Source organism: Noviherbaspirillum autotrophicum, assembly GCF_000818395.1.
Lineage (GTDB): Bacteria > Pseudomonadota > Gammaproteobacteria > Burkholderiales > Burkholderiaceae_D > Noviherbaspirillum > Noviherbaspirillum autotrophicum.
The window spans coordinates 1,511,210-1,526,927 of sequence record NZ_JWJG01000028.1 but is presented as its reverse complement, the minus strand read 5'-3'; the positions used below and the strand labels follow the sequence as shown (position 1 = coordinate 1,526,927).

Genomic DNA, 15,718 nt, shown 5'->3' with positions numbered 1-15,718 from the left:
CGCTTAGGCGAGGGGGATTTTTGACTGGAAAATAAAAAAGCCGGCCTAATGGCCGGCTTTTTGTGCAAGCAATCCTGGATTACTTGGATGCAGCAGCGTTAGCAGCAGCCGGAGCAGCTTCAGCGGAAGCGGCCGGAGCAGCGGCAGCAGCTTCAGCGGAAGCAGCCGGAGCAGCAGCAGCGTCAGCAGCCGGAGCAGCAGCCGGTGCAGCGGCTTCAGCGGAAGCAGCCGGAGCAGCAGCCGGAGCAGAAGCTTCAGCCGGAGCGGCCGGAGCAGCAGCTTCTTCTTTCTTGCCGCAAGCAGCCAGAGCAATAGCCAGCAGGGAAGCGATCAACAGAGTCTTTTTCATGATTTTTCCTTCAAGATTTTTTATCAAAAAATTATGCGATGAATAATTACCGGTAATTATCGCTCTATAGGTATTTTCGTCGATTGATGCATGCAGGATTGCTGCGATGCGATACGAGAAAACTTCCTAACTCGCAATTATATCGTGTTTTTTTGCAACAAGACAGGATGGTTTTTCTTTTTGGTAAGTGATTTGTAAGCTTACAACATGACATTGGCGTCATCACGCAAGCTCGAGCCAGCCATCCCGATACCAGGTAAATAGCGCCTCCAGCACATCCGGAGAAACTTGTGGAATTTCCGCTCCGTCCAGTCGACGACCGTCAGCTAATGCAGTCAGCGCTGCCTTATCAGAGCGGCTGACCATAAACGACTCCCCGTTGATGAACAGATGCTTACCTCGATACAACATTCTGGTCTTACGCGACAGCACGATGCCACGCTTGGACGCGGCTTGAGTAAAGCGCTCCATCGTCATCGGACGTGCGGGCGGCGTAAAGAACACGGTTGGCTTCGGTTCCGACAAATACTCGCCCAGGAAGATGGCGATGTCTTCTTCCCTGAAGCGAATTTTTTCCAGTTCCGCTGCAACGCGCGAAAGCATCGCGCGGCTGATTTCAGCCGGATGATTAGTCATTTCCAAGTCGGGATCGGCATACCTGCCCGACAACTCAATTGATTCCGTCATGAATTGCAGGAAACCTTCGCCAAGCTCCTGATAAGAGGGGGTGCGAAAGCCGACGGAGTAGGTCATGCATTCGCCCACCGCAATGCCATCGTGCGCATAATGGGGCGGCAGATACAGCATGTCGCCTGGTTCCAGCACGAATTCCTGTTCCGGTTGAAAATTCTTCAGGATTTTCAGCGGCATGCCTTCGATGAGCGTGAGATCTTTCTGCGGCCCGATGCGCCAGCGCCGCTGACCGTGCGCTTGAAGCAGGAATACATCATAGGAATCGAAATGCGGCCCGACGCCACCGGTATCGGTCGCATAACTGATCATCAAGTCGTCCAGGCGGGAATCGGGGATGAAGCGGAACTGCTGCATCAAGGCATCCGCCTTGTCGTCATGCAGGTTGACGCCTTGGACCAGCATGGTCCAGCCTTTCTTGTCGAGGCTTGGCAGTTCGCCTTGCGGTCCGTGCTGCATCTGCCATTGCTTGCCAAAATGGCAGATCAAGCGCGATTCGACATCATCGCGTCGTGCCATTTCGAACAACTGGTCACGCGACAGGGCAGGCTTGAAGCCAGGAATCGCTTGCCGGATCAGCAGCGGTTTCTTGTGCCAGTATTCCTTCAGGAACTGACGCGGCGTGATTCCGCCGAGTAGAGTAAGTTTTTTCATGGGCGCATTATATAGGCACGGCTATTGCAGGTTGAGCGAAGATGCGAAATGAGGCAGCCAAGTATAATCGCGGCAATATTAACTGAAAGGAATGTCAATGAAGATTGCCAAAAATACCGTAGTGACGGTTCACTACAAATTGTCGGATGCTCAAGGCAATCTGATTGAGGAGAGCCGTGATCCAATGGTGTATCTGCACGGCGGATATGAAAATACCTTGCCCAAGATCGAAGAGGCGCTCGACGGCCAGGATGTCGGCTACGAGACAACGATTCAGGTCGAGCCGGAAGATGCCTTTGGCGAATACGATCCGAACTTGATCAAGATTGAGCCGCGCAACCGCTTGCCGGAGCCAGTGGAAATCGGCATGCAGTTCGAAGGCACGCCGGACAGCGAAGAGGCAGGCGAAGAATCGCTGATATTTACTGTCACCGATATCGCGGACGACAAGGTGGTGTTAGACGGGAATCATCCACTCGCCGGGATGGCGCTGCGCTTCTCTCTGAATGTGGCGGGTGTGCGTAATGCCAGCGAAGAGGAGGTGGCGCATCAGCATGTGCATGGCGAGCACGGCCATCATCATGGAGATGATCTCGGTGACGATGACGAGGGTGACCAGTTCCGCAGCGTTCCGCTGCAGTGAAACATCTGCAGTACTGACCTGCCACTAGCCCGTGCAGGTATTACACGGCTTGAGCGATTACTACACGCGAAAGCCGGTGTGGGCATGGCTACTGGCGGTGATTCGCCGCGTGCGGCGGCTCCTTGATCACGACAAATAGTGCGGGTGACGACGACTTGACTGTTAGCCTGAGCAAGCCCGGGGCGAGCGCCAGTTCGCCCATGTTGCGGTGCCAGGTAATGGCTGGCAGCAGGGAGGCACGGCTGTCTTCCGCATTGTGGATGATCAGGATTTTCCCAGGAAATTTTGCGGCAAGATTCATGAGATAGCGCCTCGTCTCGACAAAGCCGTCGCGCCTGACTGGACTGTCCGCGCTGTTTGCCGGCGGAGACAGCGGATTGCCGTCGCAAAACAACACAATTCCCGCCAGTTTTTTGCGCATCGCATAGATGTAAATGCGGTGCAGCCAATCACGATTGGCGATCAGCCTGTCTTCGAATTCGCTGTTGCGTCCTGCATCGAATACGTAGTGGTTGTTATTGCTCGGCAGGTTAAGGGTCGCGAACATGATATTGCCCATTTCCCAGCGCGCATTTTCCACGTAGCTTCGAAATTTTGCCGTAGCGGATTGCCTAATGACCGGGATGCCGCCGTCAAAGAAAAACTCATCCGTGAAAAACAGCTCGCGCACCCGGTTGAGCTTTGCGGCCGCCGACGATCTGCCGTTCTCGCCGATGCATTTCGCCCAATCGCTTGCCGCCAGCGAAACGATCAGATCCTTTCGCGCAGTTTGCAGCAATGTTTTCCTGTCGCTGTAGAGGCTGTCGGTACAAGGTTCGTCGGCGGCCTTGATGCCGTTGGCGACGATAAAAGCCAGATTGCCGGAGTCGGCTTGATCGATCGCCTCGCTCAATATCCCTTCTGTCATGGCTGCCTTGACCGGCGGAGAAATGACCGCGAAGCTGAATTCCTTTGCGTTTGCCGCGGCCTGCGGCAGGAGCAGGCTAAAGCCGCACAGCGCGGCATATCTCAGAAGCTGTCTTTTCATTGTGTAGCGGCCAGATTTTTCAGGCGGTACAGCTCGTCGAGCGCTTCGCGCGGCGAAAGGGCGTCCGGGTCGATGCTGGCCAGCGCATCGACGAGCACCGAGACCGTGCCGCCAGACACGGGCTCGTCATCGTCCGCCTGCGCGGTGTCCGGCGCTCCTGCGAATAAATCGAATTGCGGCGTCGCCTGCACCGACTGTGCTTCCAACGCTGCCAGATGCTTGCGCGCGGCGCGAATCACCGACTGCGGCACGCCGGCCAATTGAGCGACCTGCAGGCCGTAGCTTTGCGATGCCGGTCCCGCCTGCACGGTGTGCAGGAAGACGATGCTGTCCTTGTGCTCGACGGCGGAGAGGTGCACGTTGGCCGCGCTCGGATGGGTTTCCGGCAACTGCGTGAGTTCGAAATAATGGGTGGCGAACAGCGTGAAGCTCCTGGTCGTCTCGATTAGATGACGCGCAATCGCCCAGGCTAGCGCAAGGCCGTCGAAGGTCGAAGTGCCGCGCCCGACCTCGTCCATCAGCACCAGCGAATGCTCGGTAGCGCCATTGAGAATGGCTGCCGATTCCGTCATCTCGACCATGAAAGTGGAGCGCCCGCCGGCCAGATCGTCCGCCGCGCCAATGCGGGTGAAGATGCGATCAATCGGGCCGATTACCGCGCTGGTCGCCGGCACGAAGCTGCCGACATAGGCGAGCAGGGTAATGAGCGCCACCTGGCGCATGAAGGTTGATTTGCCGCCCATGTTGGGACCGGTAATCAACAGCAGTTTGCGTTCGGCGTTGAACTCGCAATCGTTGGCGATGAAACGCTCGATCTGGGTTTCGACGACCGGATGGCGGCCTTGCTCGATGCGGATGGCCGGTTCCGGCACCAGCTGCGGTGAACACCAGTTGTGACGCATCGCATGCTCGGCCAGCGACGCCAGCGTATCGAGTTGTGCGATAGCCTGTGCAATGCGTTGCAACGCGCCGATGTGGGGCGCCAGTTCGTTGAGCAATTGATCGTACAGGTGCTTTTCACGCGACAGCGCACGCTCCTGTGCCGACAGTGCCTTGTCTTCGAAGGCTTTCAGCTCCGGCGTGATGTAGCGTTCCGCATTCTTCAGCGTCTGGCGGCGCCGGTAATCCTCCGGCACCTTGTCGGTCTGGCCGTGCGTGACTTCGATATAAAAGCCATGCACCTTGTTGTATTCGACACGCAGGTTGCCGATGCCGGTTCGTGCGCGTTCGCGCGTCTCGAGGTCGACCAGGAACTGGCCGGCGTTTTCCGACAACGCACGCAGTTCGTCCAGGTCGGCATCGAAGCCGCGCGCAATGACGCCGCCGTCGCGCACCATGGATGCCGGCTCGGGCGCAATGCCTCGTTCAAGCAGGTCCAGGCACTCGCACGGCGTTGCCAGTGCATGCTGAATGGATCTCAGCAGCGGCGCAGCGCCATCCGTGTCGCACAGGGCGACATAATCGCGCAACGCCGGTAATTGCTGCAAGCCGCCACGCAGCCCCGCGAGGTCGCGCGGACGCGCTGACAACAACGCGATACGCGTGGTGATTCGCTCGATGTCGGGAATGGCGGCCAGCGATGCGGACAGCCCGGTCGATGCATCAGCGCGCATCAAGGCATTCAGCGCCGCGTGGCGCGCCTTGGCGACTTCCTGGTCGCGGCGCGCATGATGCAGCCAGTGCCGCAGCAGGCGCGAGCCCATCGCGGTGCTGCAGTGATCCAGTTGCGAGAACAGGGTCGGCGACGACGGCGACCCTTCCTGGCCGCGTATGGTTTCGGTGAGTTCCAGATTGCGCCTGGTTGCCGCGTCCAGGCCGATGAATTCGTTTTCCGATTCGACTGTCAGGCTACGCACGTGCTGCAGGCCTTTGCCCTGGGTCGATTGGGCGTAGCGCAGCAAGGCTCCGGCAGCACCAAGAGCGGCGCCCAGCCCGTCGCCGCCAAAGCCGGTCAGCGATGCCACGCCCAGCTGTTCCAGCAAGGCCTTCTTGCCGTGCTCGGAGTCGAAATGCCATTGCGGTGCCGAGGTGAACTTGCCCTGTGCCTGTAACGTCATCAGTTCGGCGTCGTCGGTGATCAGGATTTCCGCCGGTGCGATGCGTTCCAGTTCCTGCTTCAAGCGCGTGTCGAATGACTTTGCGTCGCCGGCGAATTCCATTAGCCGCAGCGCACCGCTCGCCATCGACAGCCAGGCCAGGCCGACCGTCACGTTCTTGCGCTGCGCAAGCGTGCATAACGCAAGCAGTGGCCGCTCGGCTTTCTCCGGTAAAAGGTCGGAATCGGTCAGCGTGCCCGGCGTGATGACGCGCACCACCTTGCGCTCGACGGGCCCCTTGCTTGTCGCCGGATCGCCGATCTGCTCGCAAATCGCGACCGACTCGCCGAGCTTGATCAGCTTGGCCAGATACTGATCGACTGAGTGGAACGGCACGCCCGCCATCTTGATCGGGACGCCGTTGGATGAGCCGCGCTGCGTCAGCGTAATGCCGATCAGGCGCGCGGCTTTTTCCGCGTCTTCGAAAAACAGCTCGTAAAAGTCGCCCATCCGGTAGAACACGAGGGTGTCCGGATAGTCTGCCTTGATGCGCAGGTACTGCTGCATCATAGGTGTATGGCCGGAAATTTGGTCCTTCTTAAGTCCCTGATTCCTATCAGAAATCTCGCCTAACTCTTTGATTTCCTTATCCATTCCCTATTTACCTCTTTTCGCCGTTCAGATAAGAACGGATAACAACAGATTGCAACAGTTCAGGTTTTAGCGTAACTTTTAGGTCTTCTACTTCCGTGCGACCTACGCCGACACTCCGGCGGTTATAAAAGCTACGCCAAAATGACCTTTGACGCCAGAACAGCCAAGCTCCTGAAACCCGGGGAGCATATCACCTTTGCAGACCATCCGGGGCTGCGTCTGGAGTCGAGCATACAGTTCAAGACGTGGACGTACCGGTACAAGAGCCCAGTCGACGGAAAGATGAAACAGGTGAAGATCGGGAGGTGGCCCGCGATGTCATTCCACGCGGCCGTGGTCGAGTGGGAACAGGCCAGGGAAGCGCGCAGCCAGGGGCAGGATATTGCCGCTGAAAAGAAGTCCGAGCGCACTGAACTTCGAGTCGCCGAGGAGATCAAGCGCAAACGGGAAAAGGCCCAGACCTACACCGTCGAGAGGTTGTGCGAAGACTACTGTAAGCACTTGGACCGCGTGCGTAAGGAAAGGGGCGTCAAGGAAGTGCGGCGTACCTTTGACGTCATGATCGACCAGAAGTTTAAAACTACGCCGGCTGAAAAGGTAACTCGTGCTGCGGCCTTTGATCTTTTGGAAAGCTACGCCGAAATTCCTGTGCAAGCCGGGAAGTTGCGCGCCGAGCTGGCTGCGGCGTGGGACTATGCCCTCGATGCCGGCCGGATCCCGGAAACAACGCAAAATTGGTGGCGCCGGGTCATGCGTGGGAAATTGCGTTCAAAGGGAAAAAAACTGCAGGGTGAATATGTCGGTGTAGAAAAGCGCCACCTCTCCCTGGACGAACTCCGCAAGCTGATCCCTTTTCTCCCGAACTTGAGCCGCAACGTCTGCGACGTACTTACTCTCTATATCTGGACGGGGTGTCGCGGGGCTGAGCTGGTGCAAATGACGGCTGAGGAGATCAGTGTCGAGGCTGACGACGTCGTATGGTGGACGTGCCCGAAGTCGAAAACGAAGAATGCACGCCATGACAACGCGACAGATCTGCGGGTGCCGTTATTTGGCAAAGCGCGGGAAATCGTACTGCGGCGGAATGCTCTTTATAAGACCGGGTACCTGTTCCAGTCACAGGTTAGCAAGGAGAAGCACATCCAACAGAAGGTCATTCAGACGTCCGTGCACTGGCATATGCCATATTCCATGACGCTGCCGGAGCGGGTGCGTCCACGCTTCCCGGTGACCCGCTGGTCGCCGCATGACCTGCGCCGCACGGTGCGCACGCAGCTGGCTGCGCTCGGATGCCCGGATTCCGTGGCCGAAGCTGTGCTCGGGCATATGCAGCCAGGCGTGAAGGGTGTGTACAACCGGCATTCATACGATGCCGAGCGCGTCGAGTGGCTGCGCCGCTGGAATGACACGCTTAACTCTCTTTCCTGACGCCGGCGTTCGGCGGCGGGAGCAGGTCGGAGATAGGACGCGCTTCTGCCCACTCCTCAATTTCCCTCAGCAGCCATGCGACCCGGCGGCCGGAAAGCATTCGGGGCTTCGGGAAGAGGTTTTCACGAACCATTTTTTTGACGCTGGCTTCACTCAGCGACGTTGCAGACGCCACCGTCGGCAGGTCCAAATAGATCGGTTTTAATACTGCGCTCATCGGTTTCTCCAACTATGCTGCTTGCTTCATTGCGCCGGCGTCGACGCGCTTGAATTCGATTACCCACACCCACGGATTGGCATTCCAGCTGCCGGCGCCGTTGATCGATTCCCAAAGCGTGCGGTAGCTATACCTGGCGTTGGTGAAGTCGTTGTATCCATAATCGAGGTAGTCGCACCAGTTGCACTCTCCGCTGCGCTCAATGCCCTCGGCGATCGCGTCCGCCTCGCTGATGTCCTGCAGCCGCTCAACACGTACGCCGGTCACCTCCAGGACGATGCGGCAGGCGGCGCGTGGCATGTGGATCGACGGCTTCCAAACCTTCTTTATACCGAGCGAGTCGCCAAGCCGGTCACCGTGCTTGTAGGTGGCTGCATAGTCGTACTCGATCGGCTCGCCACCGTTGTAGGTCGGATCCTGCGGGTAGATCGGGCAGAAGGTCTCCCGCACCCATAGGCGGCCGCCTGGCTGTCCGTAGGGACTGCGCTTCTCGAAGTCCTCCGGTGCACGAGTGTTCGGACAGATGATGAAAGAGCCTGGCGACAATTGCCATGCAAGCTCGTTGTCCGACACGCTGAGGTCACGTCTGAGTACCGGCTGCGGTTTCACCACACGCCTCGTCTGCGTCTTGGTCCCGTCAAGGATGGCGCGCACCATCGGCGCGCTGAAAAGGATAGGGCGTTCTTTCATGCTGCGCTCCATGTCGAAACAAAGGCTTTATCCACCTTGCGGCGGAGCTTACCGATTTCCGCTAGAAAGGTGAGTTGGCATCCCAGCGGGATTTCTCCGAGCCCGAACTCCGCCAGTTGCGCCTGGTGCAGATCGGCCGTGGACTTTGGCTGCTGGCGGCATGCATCGATCAGCATGGCGTTGAGCGCAGCGTTGTATTCCTTGCTGTAGACCTGGCTGGTCCAATCGATGCGCGGCAAGGCGTCAGGTGTCGTATCGAACAGAGAAAATTGGCGATCGTTCATGCTGCCCTCGCGATCTGTTGCTCATGTGCGAAGTTCGCCTCAACAAGTGCCGCCGCCATCGGCGGGCAGACGCTATTGCCGATCATGCGGACCTGCGCCGATTTGGAAAGCGGCTTGCCGTTGACGACCGGATCGAGGATGTAGCTGTCAGGGAAACCCTGCGCGCGCGCCAGCTCTCGCGGCGTCAGCATGCGCATGCCGATGTCGACGATCGCGTAGTCCTCGCCGCGGATGGTCACCAAGCCGAGGCGGTCCTTTGTCGGCATCGTATGCATCGGGTCGCGTAGGTCCTGCCATTGGCCTCCTTCGCTGTAATACTTGACCAGGAAGGCGCGCACTTCTCCAACGTGGCCGCCGCCGGCCGTCAGAGTAGGCATTGGTTCGCGGGCGTCCTGCCCGAACTGGTTGTTCCGCAGCTTCACCAGGTGGGATGCAACAAGTGCATGGTGGTCTTGTGCCGTGATGGTGCTCATCGGATCTGGCAGCGAGGCGCCGGGAGTCTCATGGCCGCCATAGTGCTTGGCGAGAAATGCGGACACGACGGCATGCCTGTTTTCAGTCGTCTGCGTGCCAATCGGCTCGTCCATTCTGGAGCCGCGCACGTCACCCGGGCGCTTATCGCCGTAGTAGGTGGAAATGTGGGCTGTAATCAGCGCCTGCTCGCCACGGTTTGCGCCGGTTACGGTAGCAATCGGGGTTTCAATCGATGCGGTCCGGTCACCTCCCTGATGCGTCACATGCATCAGGGTTGGAAGGACCAGTGCGCGGTGGTTCTCAGTGGTCAGCGTGCCGAACGGCTTGTCCGTCGATGTCGGCTTGCCGGAATAGATCGGCCCGCCGGCACCGACGATGAACGGACTATCAGTGTTCACCACGAATTTCATGATGCCCTTGGCGATACGGCGCAAGGTCGCATCCTTCAGCGGCTTCTTGCGCTCGAAAATCGACGGGCAAGAAATAGACCAGTCGATGCACTCGGCGGCGGTGCGCCACGGCTGCAGCTTTCCCGACTTGACGGCGTCGGTCTTCGGGTCGCCGTGCGTCGGTGTTGGCCAGACAATCGGACGACCGTCCCGCCGTGCGATTAGAAACAGGCGTTTGCGGATAGTCGGAGTGCCGTAATCACAGGCGCGCAGCACTTTCCATTCGACCTTATAGCCGAGACCTGCATGCAGGCGCTCGATCGGGAAGTCATGGCCGAGCACGTCGTAAATTTCGTTCAGGTCCGGATGGTCTGTCGGAATGCCGGTGGTCAGCGCCAGCACGAAGGCCTTGAACGTGCGGCCTTTCTCTGCTTTCAGCGGCTTGTTGTCGCTGCCCAGCGGCCCCCAGTCCTGAAACTCTTCAACGTTCTCGAGCGCGATCACGCGCGGCATCTGGAACGTTGCCCATTTCAGCGTCACCCATGCCAGACCGCGAATCTTCTTTTCGACCGGCTTGCTGCCCTTGGCCTTGCTGAAGTGCTTGCAGTCCGGGCTGAACCAGGCGAGACCGATGGGCAGCTGGCGCGTAACAAAGCCCGGGTGCACGTTGAAGACGTCCTCGGTGTAGTGCGCTGCCGTCGGATGGTTGGCTGCATGCATGGCCAGCGCTTCGCCGTCGTGGTTGATGGCCACGTCGACTTCGCGTCCCAAGCCCATGGAGATGCCGGTGGATGCGCCGCCGCCACCGGCAAAGTTGTCGATCGCCAGCTCGTGGCCGAGATCCAGTGACATGGTGAAGATGTCGCGCTTCATACGTTATCCCTTGAATGCTGGCGACGGTTATGCCGCCTCTTTCAATCGGTCGAATTCAATTGCGGTTTGCGTAACCTGGACCAGATCCGCAGCGTAATCGCGCGGCAGGTTGTGTGATTCTTCAATCAGTACGGCCATCGATGCGCGCACTGCCTTGGTGTCTTCTTCGAAAATCGGCATATCGACGTCGAGCTTGGTCACCAGGCGCCGCAACGGCTCCAGCGGCATTACGCGGCCGGAGCGCTGTTCGTGCAGCTCGAACGTTTCGATCAGGCCGCGTAGGGCCGGGCCGACGGCATACCAGGTGTTTTCGCCGTCAACACGGAATACGGGAAGTCCGGCCTGCTTGCCGCGTGCGACGACAACGAGCGTGCCTTCGTTCTCCAGCTGGTCGAGGATTGCTTCCAGCGGCCGGAAAACCGCGTGTGTCTTCCACGGCTGGGTGCGCAACGTGCGCTTGCCGGTGGTCTTGACCTTGCGCTTGTGGCGCGGTTTCTTTGATGCGGGCATAGTTACGCTCCGTCGTTGTCCAGAATCGTGACTACCTTGTCGGCAGCGGCCTCGCGCTTGGCGATCTCGCGGTCGAGATACCAGCGCGCCTTCTTCAGGTCTTCCAGCGGCGCGCCTTTCTCGTCCGCGCGCCACAGGTACTTGACCACGTTGCCCAGGTTGAACGACATGTGCTCGGTGACCTGGATGCACTCCACGCCGCTCGGATGACTGATGTAGTGCTTCGGATGATTGACGGCGTCATGCGCCACGGCTGCCGTCGTGCTCATGCTGCGCTCTTCAGCTGCTGCAGTTCATTGACCGGGACCTGCCACGGTGCGCCGCAAAGCGTGCCTTCAACGCGGACGAGGGCGATCCGCTGGCCGTTGCCGATATGCGGCTTGATATCCGCGACGATGCCGGTCTGCGGACCTTCCTCGCTGTCGAAGGCGACCTTGGCGCCGGGTGTGATTTTTCGTTTCATTGCTGCCTCGAATAAGTGTCTGGTGCCGGTACGTTTCCCGCCCGCCGGCTCCGGGAGTGTTGTTCTGGTTATGACCAACAAGGGAGCGGACTTGAGGCGGGATGCCTCGCATCTTCCGGAATGAAAAAGTTGAGTCCGCTCTCTTGTTGGTGCCGGTTACGCTTTCCGGCGTCCTTGCGGACCGCATCCGACTGTTTCGCGCTCGTCGGGCTCGGCGTCGTCGTCATCGGGGCCGGCAGCTGCGCTTGGGCACTTCGTAGAGGTTTTCCCACAGCTCACCTCCAGCCACACCCTTGCCGTACTACGCCCCTTCGCTCACGGGGTATGGTTGCTAGGGTTTGCCGATCAGGACCTTGACACCGGTTTCCTTGGCCTTTTCGACGTAGGCGCTGAAGGCGTCCTCGATCACGTTTTCCGGTCGATCCAGCTCGTACCAGAACTTGACGTTGCCGCCGCCCAGGCGATACTTCAAGCGCGCGCGGATCTTGTAGCCTTCGCCGTTCTTGAACAGGCGGCAGCCAATCGCGAATTCACGAGGGATCTCGATCGCACCGGCGCCAGCACGCGCATCGATGTTCTCGGTGTAGGTCAGCTGCACCTGGCCGTTGTCCAGGCGCTTGCTGCTGTTGAAGTTGACTTCGGTCTTGGCCTGCAAGGTGAGGGCGATGGCCAGCAGCGTTTCGCCGGATGGCTCGACGACGTCGGCAATGTTGTCCTCGAGGAAAACGGCGAATACTTCCTGCTCCATCGGCTGCTTGTTGTTCTTCAACCAGGTGGCAAACTCGCGGCTCAGCTCGGCGTTGTAGACCGCGCGGAAGTCGCGCCAGCCGGCATCGGTGCTGCGCTCGCCGTACTCGTGATCGTTGAACACGGCAGTCAAGGTGCGGGCGTCCGGATCGGCGTAGATGTAGGTGCCTTGCTGGCGTGCCTGATCCTTCACGTACACGTTGAAGCTTTCGATGCTGGTCAGCGCGACGGTTCCCTTTTTGCGATAAGGCGCCGGGTTGGCCTTTTCGATCGCGGCCGTGAGGTCAACATGCTGAAAATGCTGGGGCACCAAGAGGAACGATGCCTCGCCGGCCTGCTTAATTTCGGATGCAGCGACCATCAGTGCGCCGGCCTGGCCAAGTGCGGAATCGTTGATATGGGTGTGCTGATTCATTTGCTTGCTTCCTTCAGGTTGGTCGGCTTGGTCTGCGGTGCTTCACGCAGCTCAAGGTTTTGTTGACGGGGGTGGTTGCGCGACAGGTCGTTGTCGTCGGTGAGCCAGAAGAAGTCTTCTCCGCGCTCCGGTTTCGGCAGGTCGACGGTGATGGCATCGGTGACGGTAACCTTGTCGACGTCGCCGCCGCGGCTGGCGGGCTTGATCTTGATTTTCAGCGTGAGGCCGCCGGCCTTGCCGGTTTCCTTCACCTTGGTGATCAGCTCCTCGAGCTGGCCGGATAACTCAGAATGTGCGCGACCATCGCGCAAGTCCTGAAGGAACACGGCAAAGGCTTTCGTGCCCATGGTTCTCCCTTCTTTTTGGTGGTTAATCGAGGTCGTTTGCTTGCAGCTTTTTTGCATCAAACCGCGCGAGGTGCTGCATGTGCCGGCGCGCGACGTTTTCAAGAATGATTCGGTAGGCGGGGTGCTTGAGCATGTCGTCCAGCTGCAGAGTCACGTTCAAGTTGCGGTGTGCAATTTCTAGCGACATGCGGGTCGGAGCGATACGCGCAGCCATGTCACATCCTCGCCACCAGGGGCAGATCGAGCAGCTCGTGCAGCGACTCGTCTGCGATGTTGTTCCACATCGGCTGCGGCCGGTCGGTGATCTTGCGGCGCTCGTGCGATTCGCAGATCGCGAGCACGGCGGGCAACAGGCGGGCCTGCTCGCATGCCCGGCAGCGGCAGTCCTCGGCCACCTGAATATTGCGCATCGGGCCAATCTTCGGCGTCAGCCCGCGCGCATTGATGTAGGCGCGCCCGCGCAAGCCCTGGTAGGGGTCTGGAGCGCTGCAGCGGATGCGGACGGTGCTCATTGCTTCGCCTTCACGCTGACGTAGCACGGGCCAAACAGGTCGATTGCATCGGCAATCGCATCGGCGGCGCACTTGTGGAGGGCGCTATAGGCGTAGTGGCAGCTGGAGGTGCGCACGAAGACGTTGAAGTGAATCATGCGGCACCTGTCGTCTCAGTGGACCTGCTGAGCACGAGGTTGAACAGCTTGTCGCCGAATTCCTCGCTGACGATGTTCTTGAGTGCGCCGGAGAAATAGGCGACGAAAGCGGCGGCGCGTTGTTCCGGCGTTGCTTCGCCCTGGACATGATCAATGCCGGAATCAATTGCGCGCTGAATGCGGCTGACGACTTCCTTCGGGGTTGGCTTCTGCTGCGCCATCTCTGCCTCCATCGTGTTTCCGCAACGAAGTGTTGCGCGACGGAGATATTGTGCGCTAGAAAAACTAGTAAGACAAGGAAAACTAGTGTGGAGCTACCGGCTTTTCTTAGACATTGCTGTTATATGTGGAAATGTTTTTATTCTGAAATTCGCATAAAGAATGCCCGATGGAAACCGGGCGAGTGGTGAATTAAGAAGGGCGCTTAATTTTGCGGCAGATAGGCTCGGGGCAGCTTTCGTTGAGCGCTCGGGGGATAAGGTCATTCACCTCAGTGATGATTTTCCCTAGAAGTCGGGCTGTGCTCGCCCTTATTTCTGGCGCCATGCCGTTAAATGATTCTGTTTGAATGAGGCACCCGAGCGCTGCAAGTTCACCTGCTCGAAGTGTCAAGTCCTCGGTAGCGGTCATCTCCTGGTGCAGAATGTCAAATCCCATATCCATTTCAATACCTTCTTGATTGTTTTTCACATTGCGGCATGATTGCCACACGGGAATAGTTGCACTTTGCACCTATTCTGTGAAGTATCGGATTATTAAACTACGGCGATGAAAAAAGACATCGTGCCGTTCGGTTTAAGAATTCCAACGGATATAAAAGAGCAGCTTGATCAATCTGTGGCGAAGTCACAGAGATCATTGAATGCCGAAATCTTGGCGCGATTGATAGAGAGCTTTGCCGCAGATCAAAAAAAATTGGCTGACTTTACGACAGGTGAGTTAGTACAAGAGCTGATCAGAAGAAATGACCCTGGCAGAATCGAGATAAGTATCGGTGGATTTGGCCAAGAAATAGCGCGGTAAAGGTGCTATTTGGTGCTAGACAAAGCTCTCAAGGCGAGCTATCACCACTCCGCAGACATGAGCATCTGCCTTAATTGGCATGATGCGATTGGGCCAAGAGGGATTTAGCGCCTCCAAATACCAGCTCTTTCCATCGATGAGAAGCCTCTTAAAAGTAGCTTCATTAGTTTCTTCGAGTTTTGTAATCACGAGCGACTTGTGCTCTGCGGCGCGATCCGGGTCGACAAAGATAACGTCTCCATCGTCAAAGGATGGTTTGCTGCCAGGATTCCGCATGCTTTCGCCTCTAACCCGTAGGGCATAAGTGCGTGGGCCATGTTTAACAGGGCACGCAATCCATTCTTCGGCATCGCCGACGTTGTATTGATCTTGAGCTTCGCACCAGTCTCCTGCCTGGACCCATGAGATCAGAGGAATGGGCTTTTGATTGGATTCAATGTCCTGGACATTGAAGTCTGGCTTGCGACCTGTAGTTTTGATCTCCGCGACCATAATGGTGTTGCCACTTCTTACGACAATATCAGGTCCGGAAAGCAGCCAATCCACCGTCACATTAAGTGCTTGGGCAACGGCATCTAACCGGGATCGCTTAGGTGCCGTCCCGCCTTCTTTCTCCCATTGCTGAACCGTTTGCCAACTGGAGACGCCGACCCGTTTGGCCAGTTCGTCCATGGTCAAGCCGAGTTCAAGCCGCTTTGTCTTAATTCGTTCGTGGATTGTCGTCATGGTGGAACCATAAGCACAAGTATTTATAGTGGCAATGCAAAAGTTTCTTGCGCGCACTAGAAAAACTAGTAGAATAAAGCGCATGAAGAACGAAGCGCTGAACCTCGCGATTGGCAGATTCAAAACTCTGAAGGCGTTTGCAGATGCCCTCAGCACTATGGAACGTCCTGTTTCTTATCAGGTTGTTCAGCAATGGCTGATCAATCGCGTTCCGGCTGACTATTGCCCTTCAATTGAGCGAATTACTGATCGCGAGGTGACATGCGAACAACTGCGCCCAGATGTTGAATGGGCTGTGCTGCGTTTCTCCTGCGCTGCTCCAGAAAGTGGGCGGCACGCATGCGACAAGAAGGGATAGACCAACGTCCAGGCGGTGGGCTTCGGCTCGCCGCCTTTTTTTTGGCCTGAAATCAGTTTTTGAGAAATATCA

Annotated in this window: 23 protein-coding genes; 4 read left to right on the top strand and 19 right to left on the bottom strand. The window is 57.9% G+C overall.

Going from position 1 to position 15,718, the window contains the following annotated elements; all coding sequences use genetic code 11:
- Window positions 1–79: 79 nt before the first annotated feature.
- Window positions 80–349: a hypothetical protein gene (locus TSA66_RS08415; protein WP_040039663.1), complete on the bottom strand. Its 270-nt coding sequence runs from the start codon at window positions 347–349 to the stop codon at window positions 80–82.
- A 222-nt stretch (window positions 350–571) separates the two neighbouring features.
- Window positions 572–1,693, bottom strand: coding sequence for a ribosomal protein uL16 3-hydroxylase (locus TSA66_RS08410; RefSeq protein WP_040039662.1), 1,122 nt, complete (start codon window positions 1,691–1,693; stop codon window positions 572–574).
- A 97-nt stretch (window positions 1,694–1,790) separates the two neighbouring features.
- Between TSA66_RS08410 and TSA66_RS08405 the strand changes: the two genes are divergently transcribed.
- Entirely contained in the window at window positions 1,791–2,336 is a 546-nt protein-coding gene (locus TSA66_RS08405) for an FKBP-type peptidyl-prolyl cis-trans isomerase (RefSeq protein WP_040039661.1), read from the top strand.
- 88 nt (window positions 2,337–2,424) lie between these two features.
- On the opposite strand, the gene TSA66_RS08400 is transcribed toward TSA66_RS08405, so the two are convergent.
- Together TSA66_RS08400 and mutS are read right to left on the bottom strand one after the other, a co-directional pair.
- On the bottom strand, window positions 2,425–3,363 hold the full coding sequence (locus tag TSA66_RS08400; RefSeq protein ID WP_052452180.1) for a hypothetical protein: 939 nt from the start codon (window positions 3,361–3,363) through the stop codon (window positions 2,425–2,427).
- Window positions 3,360–6,053 (bottom strand): DNA mismatch repair protein MutS, encoded by a 2,694-nt coding sequence (gene mutS / locus TSA66_RS08395; protein ID WP_052452179.1) that lies wholly within the window; start codon window positions 6,051–6,053, stop codon window positions 3,360–3,362. The genes TSA66_RS08400 and mutS overlap by 4 nt, the downstream gene beginning before the upstream one ends.
- A 141-nt stretch (window positions 6,054–6,194) precedes the next feature.
- Between mutS and TSA66_RS08390 the strand changes: the two genes are divergently transcribed.
- Complete coding sequence (locus TSA66_RS08390) at window positions 6,195–7,481, top strand: tyrosine-type recombinase/integrase (protein WP_040038651.1); 1,287 nt, start codon at window positions 6,195–6,197, stop codon at window positions 7,479–7,481.
- Here the strand turns inward: TSA66_RS08390 and TSA66_RS08385 are convergent.
- The 14 genes from TSA66_RS08385 to TSA66_RS08325 form a co-directional block, all read right to left on the bottom strand.
- The gene (locus TSA66_RS08385; protein ID WP_040038650.1) at window positions 7,465–7,698 is read right to left on the bottom strand and encodes a helix-turn-helix transcriptional regulator; all 234 of its coding nucleotides are present in this window, start codon (window positions 7,696–7,698) and stop codon (window positions 7,465–7,467) included. The two genes, TSA66_RS08390 and TSA66_RS08385, sit on opposite strands and share 17 nt — an antisense overlap.
- A 12-nt stretch (window positions 7,699–7,710) precedes the next feature.
- Window positions 7,711–8,388 (bottom strand): hypothetical protein, encoded by a 678-nt coding sequence (locus TSA66_RS08380; RefSeq protein WP_040038649.1) that lies wholly within the window; start codon window positions 8,386–8,388, stop codon window positions 7,711–7,713.
- A complete protein-coding gene (locus TSA66_RS08375; RefSeq protein ID WP_040038648.1) occupies window positions 8,385–8,672 on the bottom strand; it encodes a hypothetical protein in 288 nt (95 codons plus the stop codon). The genes TSA66_RS08380 and TSA66_RS08375 overlap by 4 nt, the downstream gene beginning before the upstream one ends.
- On the bottom strand, window positions 8,669–10,408 hold the full coding sequence (locus TSA66_RS08370) for a DNA cytosine methyltransferase (RefSeq protein ID WP_052451988.1): 1,740 nt from the start codon (window positions 10,406–10,408) through the stop codon (window positions 8,669–8,671). The genes TSA66_RS08375 and TSA66_RS08370 overlap by 4 nt, the downstream gene beginning before the upstream one ends.
- Window positions 10,409–10,435: 27 nt before the next feature.
- Window positions 10,436–10,918, bottom strand: coding sequence for a hypothetical protein (locus TSA66_RS08365; protein WP_040038647.1), 483 nt, complete (start codon window positions 10,916–10,918; stop codon window positions 10,436–10,438).
- Window positions 10,919–10,920: 2 nt separating this feature from the next.
- Window positions 10,921–11,187: a DUF3310 domain-containing protein gene (locus tag TSA66_RS08360; protein WP_040038646.1), complete on the bottom strand. Its 267-nt coding sequence runs from the start codon at window positions 11,185–11,187 to the stop codon at window positions 10,921–10,923.
- The gene (locus tag TSA66_RS08355; RefSeq protein ID WP_040038645.1) at window positions 11,184–11,381 is read right to left on the bottom strand and encodes a hypothetical protein; all 198 of its coding nucleotides are present in this window, start codon (window positions 11,379–11,381) and stop codon (window positions 11,184–11,186) included. The genes TSA66_RS08360 and TSA66_RS08355 overlap by 4 nt, the downstream gene beginning before the upstream one ends.
- Window positions 11,382–11,712: 331 nt before the next feature.
- Complete coding sequence (locus tag TSA66_RS08350; protein WP_052451987.1) at window positions 11,713–12,543, bottom strand: DUF2303 family protein; 831 nt, start codon at window positions 12,541–12,543, stop codon at window positions 11,713–11,715.
- Window positions 12,540–12,890 (bottom strand): hypothetical protein, encoded by a 351-nt coding sequence (locus TSA66_RS08345; protein WP_052451986.1) that lies wholly within the window; start codon window positions 12,888–12,890, stop codon window positions 12,540–12,542. The genes TSA66_RS08350 and TSA66_RS08345 overlap by 4 nt, the downstream gene beginning before the upstream one ends.
- A gap of 22 nt (window positions 12,891–12,912) precedes the next feature.
- Window positions 12,913–13,104: a hypothetical protein gene (locus TSA66_RS08340; RefSeq protein WP_040038644.1), complete on the bottom strand. Its 192-nt coding sequence runs from the start codon at window positions 13,102–13,104 to the stop codon at window positions 12,913–12,915.
- 1 nt (window position 13,105) lies between these two features.
- Window positions 13,106–13,402: a hypothetical protein gene (locus TSA66_RS08335; RefSeq protein ID WP_040038643.1), complete on the bottom strand. Its 297-nt coding sequence runs from the start codon at window positions 13,400–13,402 to the stop codon at window positions 13,106–13,108.
- Complete coding sequence (locus TSA66_RS26810) at window positions 13,399–13,539, bottom strand: hypothetical protein (RefSeq protein WP_157691547.1); 141 nt, start codon at window positions 13,537–13,539, stop codon at window positions 13,399–13,401. The genes TSA66_RS08335 and TSA66_RS26810 overlap by 4 nt, the downstream gene beginning before the upstream one ends.
- The gene (locus TSA66_RS08330) at window positions 13,536–13,760 is read right to left on the bottom strand and encodes a hypothetical protein (protein ID WP_157691546.1); all 225 of its coding nucleotides are present in this window, start codon (window positions 13,758–13,760) and stop codon (window positions 13,536–13,538) included. Before TSA66_RS08330 ends, TSA66_RS26810 begins: the two co-directional genes overlap by 4 nt.
- A 190-nt stretch (window positions 13,761–13,950) precedes the next feature.
- Window positions 13,951–14,229 carry a hypothetical protein gene (locus TSA66_RS08325; protein WP_157691545.1) on the bottom strand — a complete coding sequence of 93 codons (279 nt, stop codon included), beginning with the start codon at window positions 14,227–14,229 and terminating at the stop codon, window positions 13,951–13,953.
- A 78-nt stretch (window positions 14,230–14,307) separates the two neighbouring features.
- On the opposite strand from TSA66_RS08325, the gene TSA66_RS08320 reads away from it, so the two are divergent.
- Entirely contained in the window at window positions 14,308–14,562 is a 255-nt protein-coding gene (locus tag TSA66_RS08320) for an Arc family DNA-binding protein (RefSeq protein WP_040038640.1), read from the top strand.
- Window positions 14,563–14,577: 15 nt separating this feature from the next.
- Here the strand turns inward: TSA66_RS08320 and TSA66_RS08315 are convergent, their stop codons facing one another.
- Window positions 14,578–15,288: a LexA family protein gene (locus TSA66_RS08315; protein WP_040038639.1), complete on the bottom strand. Its 711-nt coding sequence runs from the start codon at window positions 15,286–15,288 to the stop codon at window positions 14,578–14,580.
- An 82-nt stretch (window positions 15,289–15,370) separates the two neighbouring features.
- Between TSA66_RS08315 and TSA66_RS26095 the strand changes: the two genes are divergently transcribed.
- Window positions 15,371–15,646 (top strand): transcriptional regulator, encoded by a 276-nt coding sequence (locus TSA66_RS26095; RefSeq protein ID WP_084199166.1) that lies wholly within the window; start codon window positions 15,371–15,373, stop codon window positions 15,644–15,646.
- Window positions 15,647–15,718: the final 72 nt, after the last annotated feature.